We start from the raw sequence: 16,822 nt of genomic DNA, 5'->3' as shown, positions 1-16,822 counted from the left end.
CCCATATCCTGACCAAGGCGGCGGCGAGCCGCATTCGCACCGCGATGAATTGGACCTGTTTCAGATGACCCAGCTGCTTCCCACACTCCCCTTGCGCGACATCGTGGTCTTTCCCGGCCAGGTGGTTTCGCTGTTCGTCGGTCGCGACAAGTCGGTCGCCGCTCTCGAAGTGGCGATGGAGGGCGACAAGGACATCTTCCTGCTTGCCCAGCTCGAGCCGGGCTGCGACGATCCTGAGAAGAGCGACCTCTACGATGTCGGCGTGATCGCGCAGGTGCTGCAGATGCTCAAGATGCCCGACGGCACCGTGCGGGTGCTGGTCGAAGGCACCGCGCGCGCGAAGCTGGTTTCGCTTCGGCTCGAGGCCGGACATCACTTGGCCGAAATCGAGCCGATCGAGGAGCAGACCGCTGCCGGCAGCGAAGTGGTCGCGACGATGCGTCAGCTGGTCGAACAGTTCGGTGAATACGCCAAGCTCAACAAGAAGGTCGGCGAAGGCGCCGGTGCCGAACTGGCGGACATCGACGATGCCGGTGAACTGGCGGATACCGTCGCGGCCTCGATCGGTGCCAAGGTGGCCGATAAGCAGGCGCTGCTGACCGAGCGCGATCCGCTTAAGCGGCTCGAAATGGTCATGGCGTTCATGGAAGGCGAGCTGTCGGTGCTCCAGGTCGAGCGCAAGATCCGCGGCCGGGTGAAGCGCCAGATGGAAAAGACCCAGCGCGAATATTACCTCAACGAGCAGTTGAAGGCGATCCAGAACGAGCTTGGCGGTGGCGACGGCGAAGACGGCGACGAGATCGCCGAACTGACCGAAAAGATCGCCAAGACCAAGCTGTCCAAGGAAGCGCGGACTAAGGCCGAAAGCGAGCTCAAGAAACTCAAGACGATGCAGCCGATGAGCGCGGAAGCGACCGTCATCCGCAACTATCTCGACGTGCTGCTGGGCCTGCCGTGGGGCAAGAAGAGCCGCCTGAAGAAGGATATCGCCAAGGCGCAGGAAGTGCTCGACGCCGATCACTACGCGCTCGAAAAGGTCAAGGACCGGATCGTCGAATACCTCGCGGTGCAAGCGCGCACCAACAAGCTCAAGGGCCCGATCCTGTGCCTCGTCGGCCCGCCCGGTGTCGGCAAGACCTCGCTCGGCAAGTCGATTGCTCGCGCCACGGGCCGCGAATTCGTGCGCCAGTCGCTGGGCGGTGTGCGCGACGAAGCCGAAATCCGCGGCCACCGGCGCACCTATATCGGCTCGCTGCCGGGCAAGATCGTTTCGAACCTCAAGAAGGCCGGGACCAGCAATCCGCTGTTCCTGCTCGACGAGATCGACAAGCTCGGCCAGGACTTCCGCGGCGATCCCGCCTCGGCGCTGCTCGAAGTGCTCGACCCCGAGCAGAACAGCAAGTTCCAGGATCACTACCTGGAACTCGACCTCGACCTGTCGGACATCATGTTCGTGACCACCGCGAACAGCCTCAACTTGCCGCAGCCGCTGCTCGACCGGATGGAGATCATCCGGCTGGAGGGTTATACCGAGGACGAGAAAGTTGAGATCGCGATCCGTCACTTGCTGCCCAAGCAGGTCGAGGCGCATGGCCTCAAGGATGGCGAATTCGAACTGACCGAAGCTGCGCTGCGCGACCTGATCCGCTACTACACTCGCGAAGCGGGCGTGCGTACGCTCGAGCGCGAGATCGCCCGGCTGGCCCGCAAGAGCCTGCGCAAGATCCTCGAGAAGCAGGCGACCAGCGTCACCGTCACGCCCGAAAACCTCGGTGAGTTTGCCGGGGTGCGCAAGTTCAAGCACGGCATGAGCGAGGACGAGGCGCAAGTCGGTGCAGTCACCGGGCTCGCGTGGACCGAAGTTGGCGGCGAACTGCTGACGATCGAAAGCGTCACTACCCCGGGCAAGGGTGAAGTGAAGACGACCGGCAAGCTGGGCGACGTGATGACCGAAAGCATCGCGGCGGCGTTCAGCTTCGTGAAGGCGCGTGCGCCTGCCTATGGTATCAAGCCCTCGCTCTTCCAACGGCGCAACATCCACATCCACCTGCCCGAAGGTGCGGTGCCCAAGGACGGGCCGAGCGCGGGCGTGGGGATGGTCACTTCGATCGTCTCGACCCTTACCGGGATCGCGGTGCGGCCCGAAGTAGCTATGACCGGCGAAGTGACCCTGCGCGGGCGGGTGCTGGCGATCGGCGGGCTGAAGGAAAAGCTGCTCGCTGCGCTGCGCGGCGGCATCCAGACTGTGCTGATCCCGGAAGAGAACGTGAAGGACCTCGCCGAGATCCCGCAGAACATCAAGGATGGCCTCGAGATCGTGCCGGTGAGCCATGTCGACCAGGTGCTCGAACGGGCGCTGGTGGCGCCGCTCAGCGAGATCGAATGGAGCGAGGCCGACGACCTCGCCAGCCAGCCGGCCCCGTCTGCTGGCGACAGCAGCCGCGCGCACTGACCCCTCGGGTCGTTCGCTAACGGCCGCTACGGAACCGCCAAGTTCGGCGCTGTTTCGGCACGTTTTGTGCCGAAAGGGGGCGGCAACCGGCTTATGGCCGGATTTGCCTTTGACTCGCGCGCCAAAAATCTCTCAACTCCGCGCCTTCACGCAGGGTGATTCCCCGAGTCTCTTCGGATCGCGGATCACCGACCTGAGGATTCCTAGGGGGTTTAGCGGATGAACAAGAACGATCTGATCAGTGCGGTCGCCGAAACGGCAGGCCTTTCCAAGAGTGACGCGGCAAGCGCAGTGGAAGGCGTGTTCGATTCCATTTCTACGGCCCTGACCAAGGGCGATGAAGTGCGGCTGGTCGGGTTTGGCACCTTTACCGTGGCGCGGCGCAAGGCATCGACCGGGCGCAACCCGCGTACCGGCGAACCGATGACGATCAAGGCTTCGAACCAGCCCAAGTTCAAGGCCGGCAAGGGCCTCAAGGACGCGGTCAACTAAGGCGCCAGGGCCCGCCGAAAGGTCTCACGCACGCCGCGCGACCCGGAGAGGGTGCGCGGCGTTCGCATATCTCGCTTCAACAATCCGCGCCGGGCGCCGACCGTGTCGCCGCGGCGTAGAGCGCAATCGCGGCCGCGTTCGACACGTTGAGGCTTTCCATCGCATCCGAGATCGGCAGTTTCGCCAGTGCATCGCAGTGCGCGGCGATGTTGTGCCGCATCCCTTCGCCTTCCGCCCCCAGAACCAGCACCACCGGTCCCGCGGGCATGGCCTCCGCCAGGGTCGCTTCGGCTTCGCCGGCGAGGCCAATGCGCCAATATCCCGCCTCGGCGAGCTCCTCGAGCGCGCGAGCGAGATTGACCACCCGCACCCACGGCACGATCTCGAGCGCGCCCGATGCGGACTTGGCGAGCGTGCCCGATTCGGGCGGTGCGTGGCGGTCCTGCGTCACGATCGCGGCGGCATCGAACGCGGCCGCCGAGCGCAGGATAGCGCCCACGTTGTGCGGATCGGTCACCTGGTCGAGCACGAGGATCGGGCGTTCCGGATCGCCGATCACGTCGGCGAGGAAGACGTCCTCCAGCGCCGCGCATTCGAGCACCAGCCCTTGGTGCGGTGCGTCGCGCGCGACCAGTCGGGCAAGGTCGTGCCCGTCGGCATATTCGACCGGGAAATCGGGCGGCAGTTCGCCGTCCAGCGATTCGATGCCTTCGCGGGTCGCCCACAGCTTGCGGTGCTGGCGCTCGGGGTTCTTGAGCGCGGCCTCGACCGCATGGCGGCCCCACAGGCGCACCTGGCCCGCGCTGGCTCGGCCCGAGCCGCGCCCGCCCTGCATCCGGCCCGCGCGGCCGCGCATCGCCCGCTTGCGGTCACCCTTGGCCATTGCGGCCCCTCGCTGAATTGTGATCATTCGTCGTCATCGTCGCGCCTCCTGCCAGCCGCCCCATTGACAGGCAAGCACCGCTTCGCCATTGGGGCGCCTCTCGGTCGGCCGGCCCTGCCCTGCAGGGCCTTTTTCATCGCCGGAATCGATGCCCTGTGTGGACAGGTGGCCGAGTGGTTAAAGGCAGCAGACTGTAAATCTGCCCGCGCAAGCGTACGCTGGTTCGAATCCAGCCCTGTCCACCACCCTCTCAGGCTAATAGCTGGCAATCGACCGGAACGGCTCGTCGCGATTTCAAAGTAATACTTGCACCCGAAAAACCATTGTGGTTCATAGACATCGGATTGGTTTGCGGTGGGGGTCGCAATGTCGAGTGCGGGGATTGTTCAGGTTCTGACGGGTGCCATTTCGGATTCGAAGTTCTCTTCGGATGGCGCAACAGTTTACATCGCCAAGGGCAACTCGATCAAAGTAGTCGATGTCGCCACCGGTTCGATAACCCACAATTACGATCTCGGTATGGCCGTCGGCGCGTTCGATGTGTCGGTCGATGGGAGCACGCTCGTGGCCGGCGCGCTCGATACTGTGTCGGTGAACGGCCAAGACATGGTCACGATCTTCACGATCGACCTGGTGAACCAGACGGTGAGCCCTTCGCAGTTCGTGCTCTACACCGATGTGCCCAGTGTGCCTTACGACATCGCTGCAGTCGCGTCGGGCGATATGCTCGTGTCGTATTCCACCAACAGCAATCTGGGTGCATTCGATCCGTCAACCGGCCTGATTTCCGACAGCGGGATTTCGCCTGGCAGCGGCCGCGCAGTGTTGATCGATTCGGCCGACGGGTCGACCGTCTACATCCTTAGCAACAGCGTTCAGCAAACCTCCGAAGTCTACAAGGACGGGGTCGGGATCATCGCGAGCGAGCTCAGGATTGCCGATCCCTATGCCGGCGCGTCCGTACCGCCGCCGCTGTCCGGCGCTGGCGCGATTTCGACCGACGGATCGTTGATCCTGTCGTCCGACCAGAACGTGCTGGTGGACGATCACCTTCAATTCGTGAAGCAACTGGACCAGTATTCCAGCGCCGGTTCGGACATCGACGAAGTCAACAATATCGCCTGGATTTCGCTGTTCGGAAGCGCGATCGCCAAGGTCGACCTGGCAACCGGCCAGACGGTGGAAATCTACCAGCTCGATGCCGACATCGACTTTCAAAGCACCCAATTCACCAGCATCAAAGCAAAGTACGGCGATCTGCTCCAGGTGAGCGCCGACGGCAATTACCTGTCAGCGATCACGACCGACGGGGTCGAGTTGATAAACCTGGCCACCGCACAGCCGTCGGCCACCAACGGTGACGATGTCATCACTCGTGGTTCGAACCTCATCGGCCTTGCGGGCAACGATACCCTCGGCGGTCCGGCTGGCGGGCAGTCGATGTCGGGCGGCCCGGGCGACGATACCTATTTGCTGTATGATATCGGCGATACGGCCCACGAGAAGCCCGGCGAAGGCAACGACACGGTCCTCACCAAGTTCAACTATGCCTCGCTCCCCGACAACATCGAGAACCTCATTTTTGTAGGCACGGGCGATGCAGTTCTCGAGGGCAACGACCTCAACAATTACGTCGTCGGCGGATCCGGCAATGACGAGTTCAACGGGAGCTTCGGCAACGATATTTTCGACGGCAAGGACGGAACCGACCTCGTCAATTATTCGGGCTACCTCGGGCCGGTCACGATCGACCTCAACGTTACCGGTCGCCAGGACGCCGGATCGGCTGGCCAGGACATCCTGCGCAACATCGAGTCGGTCAGGGGTTCGGATGGCGACGACACGTTGCTGGGAAGCAACGGGGCCAACGAACTGGACGGTTTCCTCGGCAATGACACCATCGATGGGCGAGGCGGCGATGATCACCTGATCGGTGGGGGCGGCAACGATACCCTGATGGGGAATTCGGGCCGCGACCTCATCGAAGGCGGCGACGGCAACGACACGTTGCTCGGCGGTGCCAGCATCGACACCCTCGTGGGCGGAAGCGGTGACGACATCCTCGATGGCGGAACCGGTGCCGACGTGATGTCGGGCGGGCTCGGTGCCGATACATATTACATCGACTACGCTGGCGACCAGGTCACCGAACAGGGGACCAACGATATCGATACGATCGTCAGTTCAATCGACTACGCGCAGCTGCCCGATCTGGTGGAGAACCTCACACTCTCCGGCGGAGCGCAACTCGGCGGGGGCAACGCTCTCGACAACCGCATCGATGCGGGGGCCTCGGGAATCGAGCTGTTCGGCTATGCCGGAAATGACGTGCTTGTCGGCAATGCGCTCGACAACCAGCTCCATGGCGGCGACGGCAACGATACGCTCGATGGCGGGACCGGGGCGGACCTGCTCGATGGCGGTGCGGGCGACGATTATTATGTTCTGAGCGACCGCAGCGCCACGCTTGTCGAAGCGAAAGGCGGCGGGATCGACACGATCGAGATACTCGACACGACTTATCCGACGTATGGGTTGCCGGCCAACTTCGAGAACCTGATCCTAGGCAGCGGCGTTACCAATGGCAACGGTAACGCAGCCGACAACTCCATCACTGGCAATGACGCCGCGAACCATTTGCTGGGTCGCGGAAACGACGACGATCTCTACGGCCTCGGCGGCGATGACGTGCTCGACGGGGGAACCGGTGCCGATCATCTGTTTGGCGGGGACGGGAACGACCAGCTTCTCGGCGGCGACGGCAATGACACGCTGGATGGCGGGGCCGGGAGCGATTTGCTGGACGGTGGAGCAGGGGCCGACGTCATGGCGGGCGGGGACGGCAACGACCAGCTGCTCGGCGGGGACGGCAACGATACCCTGGATGGCGGGGCCGGGGCCGACTTGCTCGATGGCGGAACCGGGGCCGACATCATGGCCGGCGGTGACGGGAACGACACGTACTACGTCGACAACCTGTCGGATTCGATTGTCGAAACAGTGTCCGGCGGAACGGGTGACACTGTTTATGTCGGGATCGACGGGTACAGGCTCGATGCCAATGTCGAAACGCTCCAGCTGAGCGATGGCATTCTGCTCGCCTACGGCAACGATCAGGACAATGTCATGATCGGCAACGGCGCGGACAACAAGCTCATTGGCGGGGCGGGCAATGACACATTGACCGGCCTGGGCGGAGCGGACGAACTGCGCGCCCAGGCGGGCGACGACCTGGTCTATGGCGGTGACGGGGACGACGCCGTGTTCGGCGGTGGCGGTGCGGACCAGTTGTACGGGGATGCCGGCAACGATCGGCTCTACGGCAGCGCCGGAGACGACATTGCCTATGGCGGTACCGGTAACGACGGGGTCTATGGCGGCGGCGGCAACGACCAGGTGTTCGGCGGAGTTGGCGACGATATCGTCAACGGACAGGCGGGCGATGACTTCATTGATGGCGGTGCCGGGCGCGACATCCTGGTTGGTGGCACCGGTATGGACACCTTCATCTTCGACGATAGCTCGCTTTCAGCCGACACCGCGCTGACAGACCGGATCACCGATTTCACTTCGGCCGACGGCGACTTGATCGATCTCTCGCACATCGACGCCGACGTGGGCACTGCCGGGGACCAGGCGTTCACGTGGATCGACGGCGCTGCATTCAGCGGCCATGCGGGCGAGCTGCGCGCTGAAATCGTCGGTAACACGACCTATGTCTATGGCGATACCAACGGCGATGGCACTGCGGATTTCGCACTCCTGCTCACCGGCCAGCTGGCGTTGCAGGCAGGCGACTTTATCCTCTGACGACACCGGCGCTCGGTACGTTGGTGCTTGCCGCATACGATCGCGCGGCCTAACCCGCGTCGATGGACTGGACGCAACGCCCCGTGATTTCGGCGACGGGCCTTTTTACCCCGCCTGAAACCATCACCAACGAAGAGCTCGTCGCGAGCTTCAACGCATTTGTCGAACGCCACAACGCCGCGCATGCCGATGCGATTGCTGCGGGCGAAGTTGCTGCGCTTGAGCCGAGTTCGGTCGAATTCATCGAGAAGGCGAGCGGAATCAAGGCACGCCACGTGGTCGACAAGGCCTCGGTGCTCGACCCCGATACGATGTGCCCGCGCCTGCCAGAGCGCGGCAATGACGAGCTGTCGATCATGGCCGAAATCGGGGTGACCGCAGCAAGGCAAGCGCTCGAGACCGCCGGTCGCGATCCGGCGGACGTCGATGCGGTGCTGTGCGCGGCCTCGAACATGCAGCGGCCCTATCCGGCGATGGCGATCGAGATCCAACACGCGCTGGGGATCGACGGGTTCGGCTTCGACATGAACGTCGCGTGTTCCTCGGCCACGTTCGGGATCCAGACGGCGGCCGACTATGTCCGCGCCGGCAACGCGCGCAGCGTGCTGGTGGTGAGCCCGGAAATCACCAGCGGGCACCTCAACTGGCGCGACCGTGACAGCCATTTCATTTTTGGCGACGTGGCAACTGCAGTGCTGGTGGAAGACGCGGCGATGGCCCCGGAGAGCCACTGGGAGATCCTCGGCACCAAGCTGAAGACGGTGTTCTCCAACAACATCCGCAACAATTTCGGCTTCCTCAACCGCGCCCATCCGGAAAGCATCGGCGGCGCGGACAAGCTGTTCGTCCAGGAAGGGCGCAAGGTGTTCAAGGAAGTGGTGCCGATGGTCGCGGCGATGATCGTCGAGGAAGCGGAAAGGCTGGGGATCGATCCGCAAACGCTGCGCCGGTTGTGGCTCCACCAGGCCAACGCAGGGATGAACCGGCTGATCGCGCAGCGGGTGCTGGGTCACGAGGCCAGCGCGGACGAAAGCCCGACTGTGCTCGACACTTATGCCAACACTTCGAGCGCAGGCTCGATCATCGCGTTCCATAAGCACAGCGCCGACCTGGTGGCTGGCGATGCCGGGCTGATCTGCAGTTTCGGTGCCGGGTATTCGGCGGGTACGGTGTTCGTGCGCAAGGTTGCCTGAAGCGCCTTCGAGCGGGTCGGTTTCGCTTGTGAGCCGCGCGGCGGAACCCTAAGGACCGGGGCATGGCCGGAGAAATACTCGACAACCACGGGCGGGGCGACGCGGGCTGGCAATGGCCGGCGATCCACCCCGAAGGACGCAAGTTCGCCCTCATTACCGCCGCCGCGAGCCTGGTGACCGCGCTGCTTGCGTGGGAAACGATCGCCTGGCCGCTTGGCTTCCTCACGCTCGGTGTGCTCGCCTTTTTCCGCGATCCGGAACGGGTGGTACCGCAGGGCGACAAGCTGATCGTCTCGCCGGCCGATGGTATGGTGTCGCTGATTTCGGAAGTCGAACTGCCCGCCGAACTCGTCGAGGATGACGGCAGCGGTGCGCCTGGCCTTCCGCCCGGGCCGGTTACCCGGATCTCGATATTCATGAGCGTGTTCGACGTGCACATCAATCGCGCGCCGATCGGCGGCACGGTGCAGCGGGTGGTGTATATTCCCGGCAAGTTCATGAACGCCGATCTCGACAAGGCGAGCGAAGAGAACGAGCGCCAGCACCTGCTGATCGAACGACCCGATGGGCTGGCGATCGGCTTCACCCAGATCGCCGGGCTGGTCGCGCGGCGGATCGTGCCGTTCGTCAAACCGGGCGACATGATTGCGGTGGGCCAGCGGATCGGGCTGATCCGCTTCGGCAGCCGGGTCGATGTCTACCTGCCCGCCGGGACCGCACCGCGCGTGGTGCTCGGCCAGACCGTTATTGCCGGTGAAACCGTGCTGGCCGAAGTCGGCACCCAGCTGATGATCGAGGGCGTCAGCCAGTAATGGGCGACGACCGTCCGCGGATCGGCCCCAAGGCCGCCGAAGACGAAGTCCCGCTTGGGCCAGCGGGGCGAACGCGCGGATTGAGCCTGCGGGCCGTAGTGCCCAACGCGATCACCGCAGCGGCGTTGTGCTCTGGACTTACCGGGATCCGATTTGCGATTGCCGGGATGTGGCACGAAGCGATTCTCGCGGTCCTGCTCGCCGGACTGCTCGACGGGATCGACGGGCGGATCGCGCGGCTGCTCAAGGCGCAGTCGCGGTTCGGGGCCGAGCTCGATAGCCTCGCCGATTCATTGAGCTTCGGGATGGCGCCCGCCTTGATCCTGTTCCTGTGGTCGCTTCAGGACTTGCCGCGGCTCGGTTGGTTCGCCAGCCTGGCGTTTGCAATCTGCTGCGCGCTGCGCCTCGCACGGTTCAATGCGATGATCGACGTCGACGAGCAACCGCACAAGTCGGCCGGGTTCTTGACCGGGGTGCCTGCGCCGGTCGGGGCGGGGCTGGCGTTCCTGCCGGTTTACCTGTGGATCGCGACAGGGCGCGACGAGTTTCGCGAGCCGGTTGCCGTCGCGCTGTGGCTGTCGGCAATCGCGGTGCTGATGATCTCGAACATGGCGACGTTCAGCTGGACTTCGTTGCGTCCGCGCCGCAACGTGCGGCTCGAGCTGATCGCGGTGATCGGGATGCTGTGCGGCGCGCTGCTGATGGAGCCGTGGTGGACGCTGATCGTAATCTGCGCGGGCTACCTTGCGCTGATGCCACTATCGATCGTTCGCTATGCGCGGATCAAGCGGCAACGCGCTGCCCCAGCACAGGCGCACTAGCCGGACGGCGAGATGCGCGACCTGCATGGCCGGGGACCCGACGCAGTTCGGGAATTCGGCTGCAGCCGGTTTCCACTCCGCTCTCAAAGCGCACCATGATCTCGTACACCGAATCGAGTCGCGCGAGATCCGCCTGCAAGCTGCGCCATGCGTTGCGTCCCCGCACGAACCCGTCGGTCAGGACTGCCAACGCCGCAATCGCGACGGCGGCGAACAGGAACGGGATCGATGCTGCGATCATGAAACTCTATCCTTCAAGGTCCGTAAGGCTGTGGACAACCAGTGGACAACGTGGTGATAATCACTCTCCGCCCGACTGGTTCCCCTGATTCGGTCGGTAAGGAACTTATGTTCTCTTTTTGTTCCGCTTGTCAAGCGGATTTTGCGGCATATTGCGTGTCCCCCGCGATGAATTGAGGCTGGATTTTCGCTTCCCCCAACGCTAAGGGCGCGCCGTTCGCGGGACTTCGATGGCCTTCCGGCCCTCGGAAACTCGGGTCCAAATCCACATGGAAGGCACTGACAACCGGTGCCCGCAGCGGGGTCTCCGCACGGGTTCCAGCTTTCCAGAGGCACAACCGGAAAGGAAATACCTATGGCGGCTCCTGTCGTCACCATGCAGCAATTGATCGAGGCCGGTGCACACTTCGGCCACCAGACCCACCGCTGGAACCCGCGGATGAAGCCGTACATCTTCGGCGCCCGCAACGGTGTTCATATCATCGACCTGTCGCAGACCGTGCCGCTGATGGCGCGCGCGCTCGAATTCGTGCAGGACACCGTCCGCAGCGGCGGCAAGGTTCTGTTCGTTGGTACCAAGCGCCAGGCGCAGGAGCCGATCGCACAGGCCGCCCGCGCTTCGGGACAGCACTTCGTCAACCACCGCTGGCTGGGCGGGATGCTCACCAACTGGAAGACGATCTCGCAGTCGATCAAGCGCCTCAAGACGCTCGAAGAGCAGCTCTCGGGCGACACGATGGGCCTGACCAAGAAGGAAATCCTCCAGCTCACGCGCGAACGCGACAAGCTCGAGCTTTCGCTCGGCGGCATCCGCGACATGGGCGGCATCCCTGACGTGATGATCGTGATCGACGCCAACAAGGAAGACCTCGCGATCAAGGAAGCCGGCGTGCTCGGCATCCCGGTGGTCGCAGTGCTCGACAGCAACGTCGACCCGAGCGGCATCGCTTTCCCGATCCCGGGCAACGACGACGCCAGCCGCGCTGTGCGCCTTTACTGCGATGCCTTCGCTGAGGCCGCGACCAAGGGCCAGGGCGCCGCGGTGGCCGATTCGGGTGCCGATATCGGCGCGATGGACGAGCCCCCGGCGGAAGCCGCCGCCGAAGCGTAACACGCGCTTCCTAACGCGACTTCACGGTGCCGGGCGGACAGCAGTCCTGCCCGGTGCCCGCATTTCAATTTGACCAGAAGGAATACGAACAATGGCTGCATTTACTGCCGCTGACGTGAAGGCCCTGCGCGAGAAGACCGGCGCGGGCATGATGGACGCCAAGAAGGCGCTCGAAGAGGCCAACGGCGACATCGAAGCCGCCGTCGACGCGCTGCGCGCCAAGGGTCTCGCCACCGCCGCCAAGAAGTCCAGCCGCACCGCGGCCGAAGGCCTCGTGGGTGTCGCGGTTGAAGGCACCAAGGGCGTTGCCGTCGAAGTGAACTCGGAAACCGACTTCGTCGCCAAGAACGACAAGTTCCAGGATTTCGTGCGCAAGACCACCGCGGTCGCGCTCGGCCTCGCGGCTGACGACATCGACGCGCTCAAGGCCGCTGCTTATCCCGATGGCGGCACCGTGGCGGACAAGCTGACCGACAATGTCGCCACCATCGGCGAGAACCAGCAGGTTCGCCGGATGAAGTCGGTCGCAGTGTCGAGCGGCGTCGTCGTGCCCTACATGCACAACGCCGCCGGTGACGGCCTCGGCAAGATCGGCGTGCTCGTCGCGCTCGAAAGCGATGCCCCGGCCAACGTACTCGAGCCGCTCGGCAAGCAGCTGGCGATGCACATCGCCGCCGCGTTCCCGCAGGCGCTCGACGCCGATAGCCTCGATGCCGACACGATCGAGCGCGAGCGCAAGATCGCTGCCGAAAAGGCTGCCGAAAGCGGCAAGCCCGCGGAAGTGCAGGCCAAGATGGTCGAAGGCGCGGTGAAGAAGTTCGCCAAGGAAAACGCGCTGCTCAGCCAGGTCTTCGTGATGGACAACAAGACCCCGGTGGCCGACGTGATCGCCAAGGCCGGCAAGGATGCCGGCGCAGCGATCGTGCTGAAGGACTACGTCCGCTTCCAGCTCGGCGAAGGCATCGAGAAGGAAGAAAGCGACTTCGCTGCCGAGGTTGCTGCCGCCGTCGCCGGCTGATCGCACTCGCCGATACGAAACAAGCGGTCGCCGGACTAAGCGTTCGGTGACCGTTTTCGTGTGAAGTGCCGAGTGCCTTCGCCCTTGCCGCAAAGGGCCTTCACCCTATAAGGGCGCGCGATTACCCGATAGTTGCGCGAGACACTTCTTCCATGGCTCTCCCTCAGTTCAAACGCGTCCTGCTCAAGCTTTCGGGCGAGGTGCTGATGGGGGACCAGCAGTTCGGGATCGATCCTTCGTTCGTGATGGAGCTTGCCAAGGAAGTGAAGGCGGCCAAGGACACCGGGCTGGAAATCTGCTTGGTGATCGGCGGCGGCAACATCTTCCGCGGGATGGCAGGTGCAGCGCAGGGCATGGACCGCGCGCAGGCCGATTACATGGGAATGCTCGCCACGGTGATGAACGCGCTGGCAATGCAGAGCGCGCTCGAACAAGTCGGCGTGCCGACCCGCGTGCAGTCGGCGATCCAGATGGACCAGGTGTGCGAACCGGTGATCCGCCGCCGTGCAGAGCGCCATCTCGAGAAGGGCCGCGTGGTGATCTTCGCTGCCGGTGTCGGCGCGCCCTATTTCACCACCGATTCGGGCGCTGCGCTGCGTGCCGCCGAAATGCGCTGCGACGCGCTGCTCAAGGGCACCAGCGTCGATGGCGTGTATGACAGCGATCCCAAGAAGAACGCGAGTGCCAAACGGTTCGACACGGTCGGCTACGGCAAGGTGCTGGCCGATAATCTCAAAGTAATGGACGCCTCCGCCGTGGCGCTTTGCCGCGATAACGGGATCCCGATCGTGGTCTTCTCGATCCGCGAGAAGGGCAACCTCGCGCGGGTGCTGGCGGGCGAGGGCGTCCAGACGATAGTGCAAGAGGAAGCCTGACAATGGCAAAGTACGACAAGGCCGACATCGAGCGGCGGATGAAAGGCGCGGTCGATTCGCTCAAGAGCGACCTTTCGGGCCTTCGGACCGGGCGCGCGAACGTCAGCCTGCTCGATCCGGTGGTGTGCGAGGTTTACGGCGCGATGATGCCGCTGAACCAGGTCGCGACCGTATCCGCACCCGAACCGCGGATGCTCAGCGTGCAGGTGTGGGACAAGTCCAACCTGATCGCGGTGGAGAAGGGCATCGCCCACGCCAACCTCGGCCTCAACCCGATGATCGACGGGCAGACGATCCGCCTGCCGATCCCCGACCTGACCGAGGAGCGCCGCAAGGAACTCGCCAAGCTCGCCGGGCAGTATGCCGAAAAGGCCAAGATCGCGATCCGCAATGTCCGTCGCGACGGGATGGAAGCGCTCAAGGAAGACGAAAAGAAGAAGGAAATCTCCGAAGACGAGCGCAAGCGCGCCGAGGACGAGGTCCAGAAACTGACCGACAAGTACGTCGCCGAGACCGACACCGCTGCCGAGCACAAGGAAAAGGAGATCATGACGCAGTGATTGCGCCATGATCGCAGCCGATGCAGCCTGACGAGACACCCCGCGCGCGCCACGTCGCCATCATCATGGATGGCAACGGACGCTGGGCGAAGCGGCGGCACCTGCCGCGCGCGATCGGCCACCAGCGCGGGGTCGAGGCGGTGCGCGAGCTGGTGCGTTCGCTCAATGAAACCTCGATCGAGTGCCTCACGCTCTACGCGTTCAGTTCGGAAAACTGGAAGCGGCCCGAAGACGAGGTCGGCGACCTGATGAACCTGATGCGCAAGTTCGTGAAGTCGGACTTGCCCGAATTCATCGCCAACGGCGTGAAATTGCATATCCTCGGTAATTGGCGCGGGCTCGCGCCCGATATCGTCGAGATGCTCGAGGACGCGCTGGAGCGGACCGCGGGCGGTTCGCGCACGCTGGCAGTCGCGCTCAACTACGGCTCGCAGCAGGAAATCGCGCGGGCTGCCGCCAAGGCAGCGGCGGAAGGCGAAGTGACCACCGATACCATTGCAGCGCACCTCGATACCGCTGAACTGCCCCCGCTCGACCTGCTGATCCGCACCAGCGGTGAAGTGCGTCTGTCCAACTTCCTGTTGTGGCAATCGGCCTATGCGGAGATGATGTTCGTCGATACCCTGTGGCCCGATTTCACGCCCGGGCACCTCAAGCAGGCGCTCGAAGACTTCTCGGGGAGGGAGCGGCGCTATGGCGGACGGTAAGCCGGCGGACCTGGGCACGCGGGTCGTCTCGGCGGTAGTGATGGTCGCCGTCGCCGGGATCGCGCTGATGCTCGGCGGCTGGGTATGGACCGCGTTCGTCGTGGCCGTTGCCCTTGCCGCGCTGTGGGAATGGAACGGGTTGGCGAAAGCCTTCGCGGGAAGTGGCCCCAGCGAAGTCGCGTGGCTGTTTTTCGGCGTGCTCTACATCGGCATTGCCGCGCTGGGGATGATACAGCTGCGCGAATTCTACCTGCCGATTTTCTTCGCCGCCGGGTTCATCCTGCCGATTATCGCGGTCGATGTCGGCGCGTACTTCGCTGGACGGGCCATCGGTGGCCCGAAGATCGCGCCCAAGATCAGCCCGTCGAAGACCTGGGCGGGGCTGCTGGGCGGAATTTTCGGCGCGACGCTGGTCTATATCCTGATCTCGCTCAATTGGGCGGACGCGCGGTTCGTCACCCGGATCGGCAGCTTCGGCTGGCATACCGTGTTCGGCGCGCTTGCGCTGGGGGCCGTGGTCGCGGTTATCGCGCAGGCAGGCGATTTCTTCGAAAGCTGGATGAAGCGGCGCGCGGGCGTGAAGGATTCGGGCACTCTGATCCCCGGCCACGGCGGCGTGCTCGATCGGGTTGACGGGATGATCGCGGTGTTTTTCGTGCTCACGCTGACGCGGAACCTGCTGTGAGCGCCGGGGCCAGCCGTTCGATCTCAATTCTTGGCGCGACCGGCTCGGTTGGTGCTTCGACGCTCGACCTGATTCGCCGCAACCGCGATGCCTGGCGGGTCGTCGCGCTGACCGCCAACTGCAACGTGGCCGAATTGGCCGCGCTGGCCCGAGAATTCGGCGCCGAGATCGCGGTGGTCGGCGACGAAAGCTGCTTGCCCGATCTGCGCGAGGCGCTCGCCGGCTCAGGGATCGAAGCGGCTGGCGGTACGCAGGCGCTATGCGATGCTGCGGCGCGCCCGGCGGACCTGACGGTCGCTGCGATCGTCGGCTGCGCTGGGCTCGCCCCGACAATGGCGGCGATCGAGCAAGGCGGCACGATCGCGCTCGCCAACAAGGAGGCGCTGGTTTCCGCAGGCGGAGTGATGACTGCAGCGGTCGCCCGGCATGGCGCGACCTTGCTGCCGGTCGATTCGGAGCACAACGCGATCTTCCAGTGCCTCCACGGCAACCGGATCGAGGACGTTGCGCGCATTACGCTCACCGCCAGCGGCGGGCCGCTACGCACCTGGAACGCGGAGCAACTCGAAGCGGCTACCCCTGCGCAGGCTATCGCGCACCCTAATTGGGACATGGGTGCCAAGATCAGCGTCGATTCGGCGACGATGTTCAACAAGGGGCTCGAACTGATCGAAGCGCACCACCTGTTCCCGGTGGAACTCGAGCGGATCCGCATCGTGATCCACCCGCAGAGCGTGATCCACTCGATGGTCGAGTATCGCGACGGGTCGACGCTCGCTCAGCTGGGCCCGAGCGATATGCGGGTGCCGATCGCCAGCTGCCTCGCATGGCCGCAGCGGATGGACACTCCGCTCGCGCCGCTTGACCTGGCGGCGCTCGGCGAACTGACCTTTTTTGCGCCCGACGAGGAACGTTTTCCCGCGACCCGGCTGGCGCGCGAAGCGGCGCAGGCAGGCGGGGCCGCCCCCGCTGTGCTCAACGCTGCCAACGAAGCGGCGGTGGCGGCGTTTCTGGCCGGCAACATTGTGTTCACCCGTATTGCGGTAGTAGTGGAGCGCATCCTCGAACGCGCGATCCCTCCTGCGCCGACCTCGCTGGCCGAGGTGCTGGCAATCGACGGTGAAGCGCGGGCGCGGGCAAGAGAACTGCTGGAGATTGCCTGA

At 64.3% G+C, this 16,822-nt stretch carries 15 protein-coding genes and 1 tRNA gene; 14 read left to right on the top strand and 2 right to left on the bottom strand.

Annotation, left to right across the window (positions count from 1 at the left end; all coding sequences use genetic code 11):
- The first annotated feature begins 64 nt into the window (after positions 1-64).
- Positions 65-2,452 (top strand): endopeptidase La, encoded by a 2,388-nt coding sequence (gene lon, locus CJO11_RS05925; protein ID WP_095013240.1) that lies wholly within the window; start codon positions 65-67, stop codon positions 2,450-2,452.
- A gap of 219 nt (positions 2,453-2,671) precedes the next feature.
- Complete coding sequence (locus tag CJO11_RS05920; RefSeq protein ID WP_095011890.1) at positions 2,672-2,944, top strand: HU family DNA-binding protein; 273 nt, start codon at positions 2,672-2,674, stop codon at positions 2,942-2,944.
- A 76-nt stretch (positions 2,945-3,020) separates the two neighbouring features.
- On the opposite strand, the gene rlmB is transcribed toward CJO11_RS05920, so the two are convergent.
- Positions 3,021-3,827 (bottom strand): 23S rRNA (guanosine(2251)-2'-O)-methyltransferase RlmB, encoded by an 807-nt coding sequence (rlmB, locus tag CJO11_RS05915; RefSeq protein ID WP_095011889.1) that lies wholly within the window; start codon positions 3,825-3,827, stop codon positions 3,021-3,023.
- A gap of 159 nt (positions 3,828-3,986) precedes the next feature.
- On the opposite strand from rlmB, the gene CJO11_RS05910 reads away from it, so the two are divergent.
- The 5 genes from CJO11_RS05910 to CJO11_RS05890 all read left to right on the top strand — a co-directional run bounded on the left by CJO11_RS05910 (position 3,987) and on the right by CJO11_RS05890 (position 10,463).
- A tRNA-Tyr gene (locus tag CJO11_RS05910) sits at positions 3,987-4,072 on the top strand.
- A 121-nt stretch (positions 4,073-4,193) separates the two neighbouring features.
- Entirely contained in the window at positions 4,194-7,637 is a 3,444-nt protein-coding gene (locus CJO11_RS05905; RefSeq protein ID WP_095011888.1) for a calcium-binding protein, read from the top strand.
- Between the two features lie 62 nt (positions 7,638-7,699).
- Positions 7,700-8,830, top strand: coding sequence for a beta-ketoacyl-ACP synthase III (locus tag CJO11_RS05900; protein WP_095011887.1), 1,131 nt, complete (start codon positions 7,700-7,702; stop codon positions 8,828-8,830).
- A 62-nt stretch (positions 8,831-8,892) separates the two neighbouring features.
- Positions 8,893-9,642 carry a phosphatidylserine decarboxylase gene (locus CJO11_RS05895; protein WP_095011886.1) on the top strand — a complete coding sequence of 250 codons (750 nt, stop codon included), beginning with the start codon at positions 8,893-8,895 and terminating at the stop codon, positions 9,640-9,642.
- Positions 9,642-10,463, top strand: a complete 822-nt coding sequence (locus tag CJO11_RS05890) for a CDP-alcohol phosphatidyltransferase family protein (RefSeq protein ID WP_095011885.1) — start codon at positions 9,642-9,644, stop codon at positions 10,461-10,463. Before CJO11_RS05895 ends, CJO11_RS05890 begins: the two co-directional genes overlap by 1 nt.
- On the opposite strand, the gene CJO11_RS05885 is transcribed toward CJO11_RS05890, so the two are convergent.
- Positions 10,426-10,704: a hypothetical protein gene (locus tag CJO11_RS05885; protein WP_095011884.1), complete on the bottom strand. Its 279-nt coding sequence runs from the start codon at positions 10,702-10,704 to the stop codon at positions 10,426-10,428. The two genes, CJO11_RS05890 and CJO11_RS05885, sit on opposite strands and share 38 nt — an antisense overlap.
- Before the next feature lie 354 nt (positions 10,705-11,058).
- Between CJO11_RS05885 and rpsB the strand changes: the two genes are divergently transcribed.
- From rpsB to CJO11_RS05850, 7 genes are all read left to right on the top strand, one after another.
- Complete coding sequence (rpsB, locus tag CJO11_RS05880) at positions 11,059-11,814, top strand: 30S ribosomal protein S2 (RefSeq protein WP_095011883.1); 756 nt, start codon at positions 11,059-11,061, stop codon at positions 11,812-11,814.
- A 91-nt stretch (positions 11,815-11,905) separates the two neighbouring features.
- Positions 11,906-12,832, top strand: a complete 927-nt coding sequence (gene tsf, locus CJO11_RS05875; RefSeq protein WP_095011882.1) for a translation elongation factor Ts — start codon at positions 11,906-11,908, stop codon at positions 12,830-12,832.
- Between the two features lie 152 nt (positions 12,833-12,984).
- Positions 12,985-13,707: a UMP kinase gene (gene pyrH / locus CJO11_RS05870; protein WP_095011881.1), complete on the top strand. Its 723-nt coding sequence runs from the start codon at positions 12,985-12,987 to the stop codon at positions 13,705-13,707.
- Positions 13,708-13,709: 2 nt separating this feature from the next.
- On the top strand, positions 13,710-14,267 hold the full coding sequence (frr, locus tag CJO11_RS05865) for a ribosome recycling factor (RefSeq protein ID WP_095011880.1): 558 nt from the start codon (positions 13,710-13,712) through the stop codon (positions 14,265-14,267).
- A gap of 20 nt (positions 14,268-14,287) precedes the next feature.
- Positions 14,288-14,974 carry a polyprenyl diphosphate synthase gene (gene uppS, locus CJO11_RS05860; RefSeq protein ID WP_095011879.1) on the top strand — a complete coding sequence of 229 codons (687 nt, stop codon included), beginning with the start codon at positions 14,288-14,290 and terminating at the stop codon, positions 14,972-14,974.
- On the top strand, positions 14,961-15,659 hold the full coding sequence (locus tag CJO11_RS05855) for a phosphatidate cytidylyltransferase (RefSeq protein ID WP_095011878.1): 699 nt from the start codon (positions 14,961-14,963) through the stop codon (positions 15,657-15,659). The genes uppS and CJO11_RS05855 overlap by 14 nt, the downstream gene beginning before the upstream one ends.
- On the top strand, positions 15,656-16,822 hold the full coding sequence (locus CJO11_RS05850) for a 1-deoxy-D-xylulose-5-phosphate reductoisomerase (protein ID WP_095011877.1): 1,167 nt from the start codon (positions 15,656-15,658) through the stop codon (positions 16,820-16,822). Before CJO11_RS05855 ends, CJO11_RS05850 begins: the two co-directional genes overlap by 4 nt.

The organism is Tsuneonella mangrovi (genome assembly GCF_002269345.1).
Classification (GTDB): Bacteria; Pseudomonadota; Alphaproteobacteria; order Sphingomonadales; family Sphingomonadaceae; genus Tsuneonella; species Tsuneonella mangrovi.
Note: the sequence above shows the minus strand (reverse complement) of the source record. Positions and strands in the feature narration are given on the sequence as shown.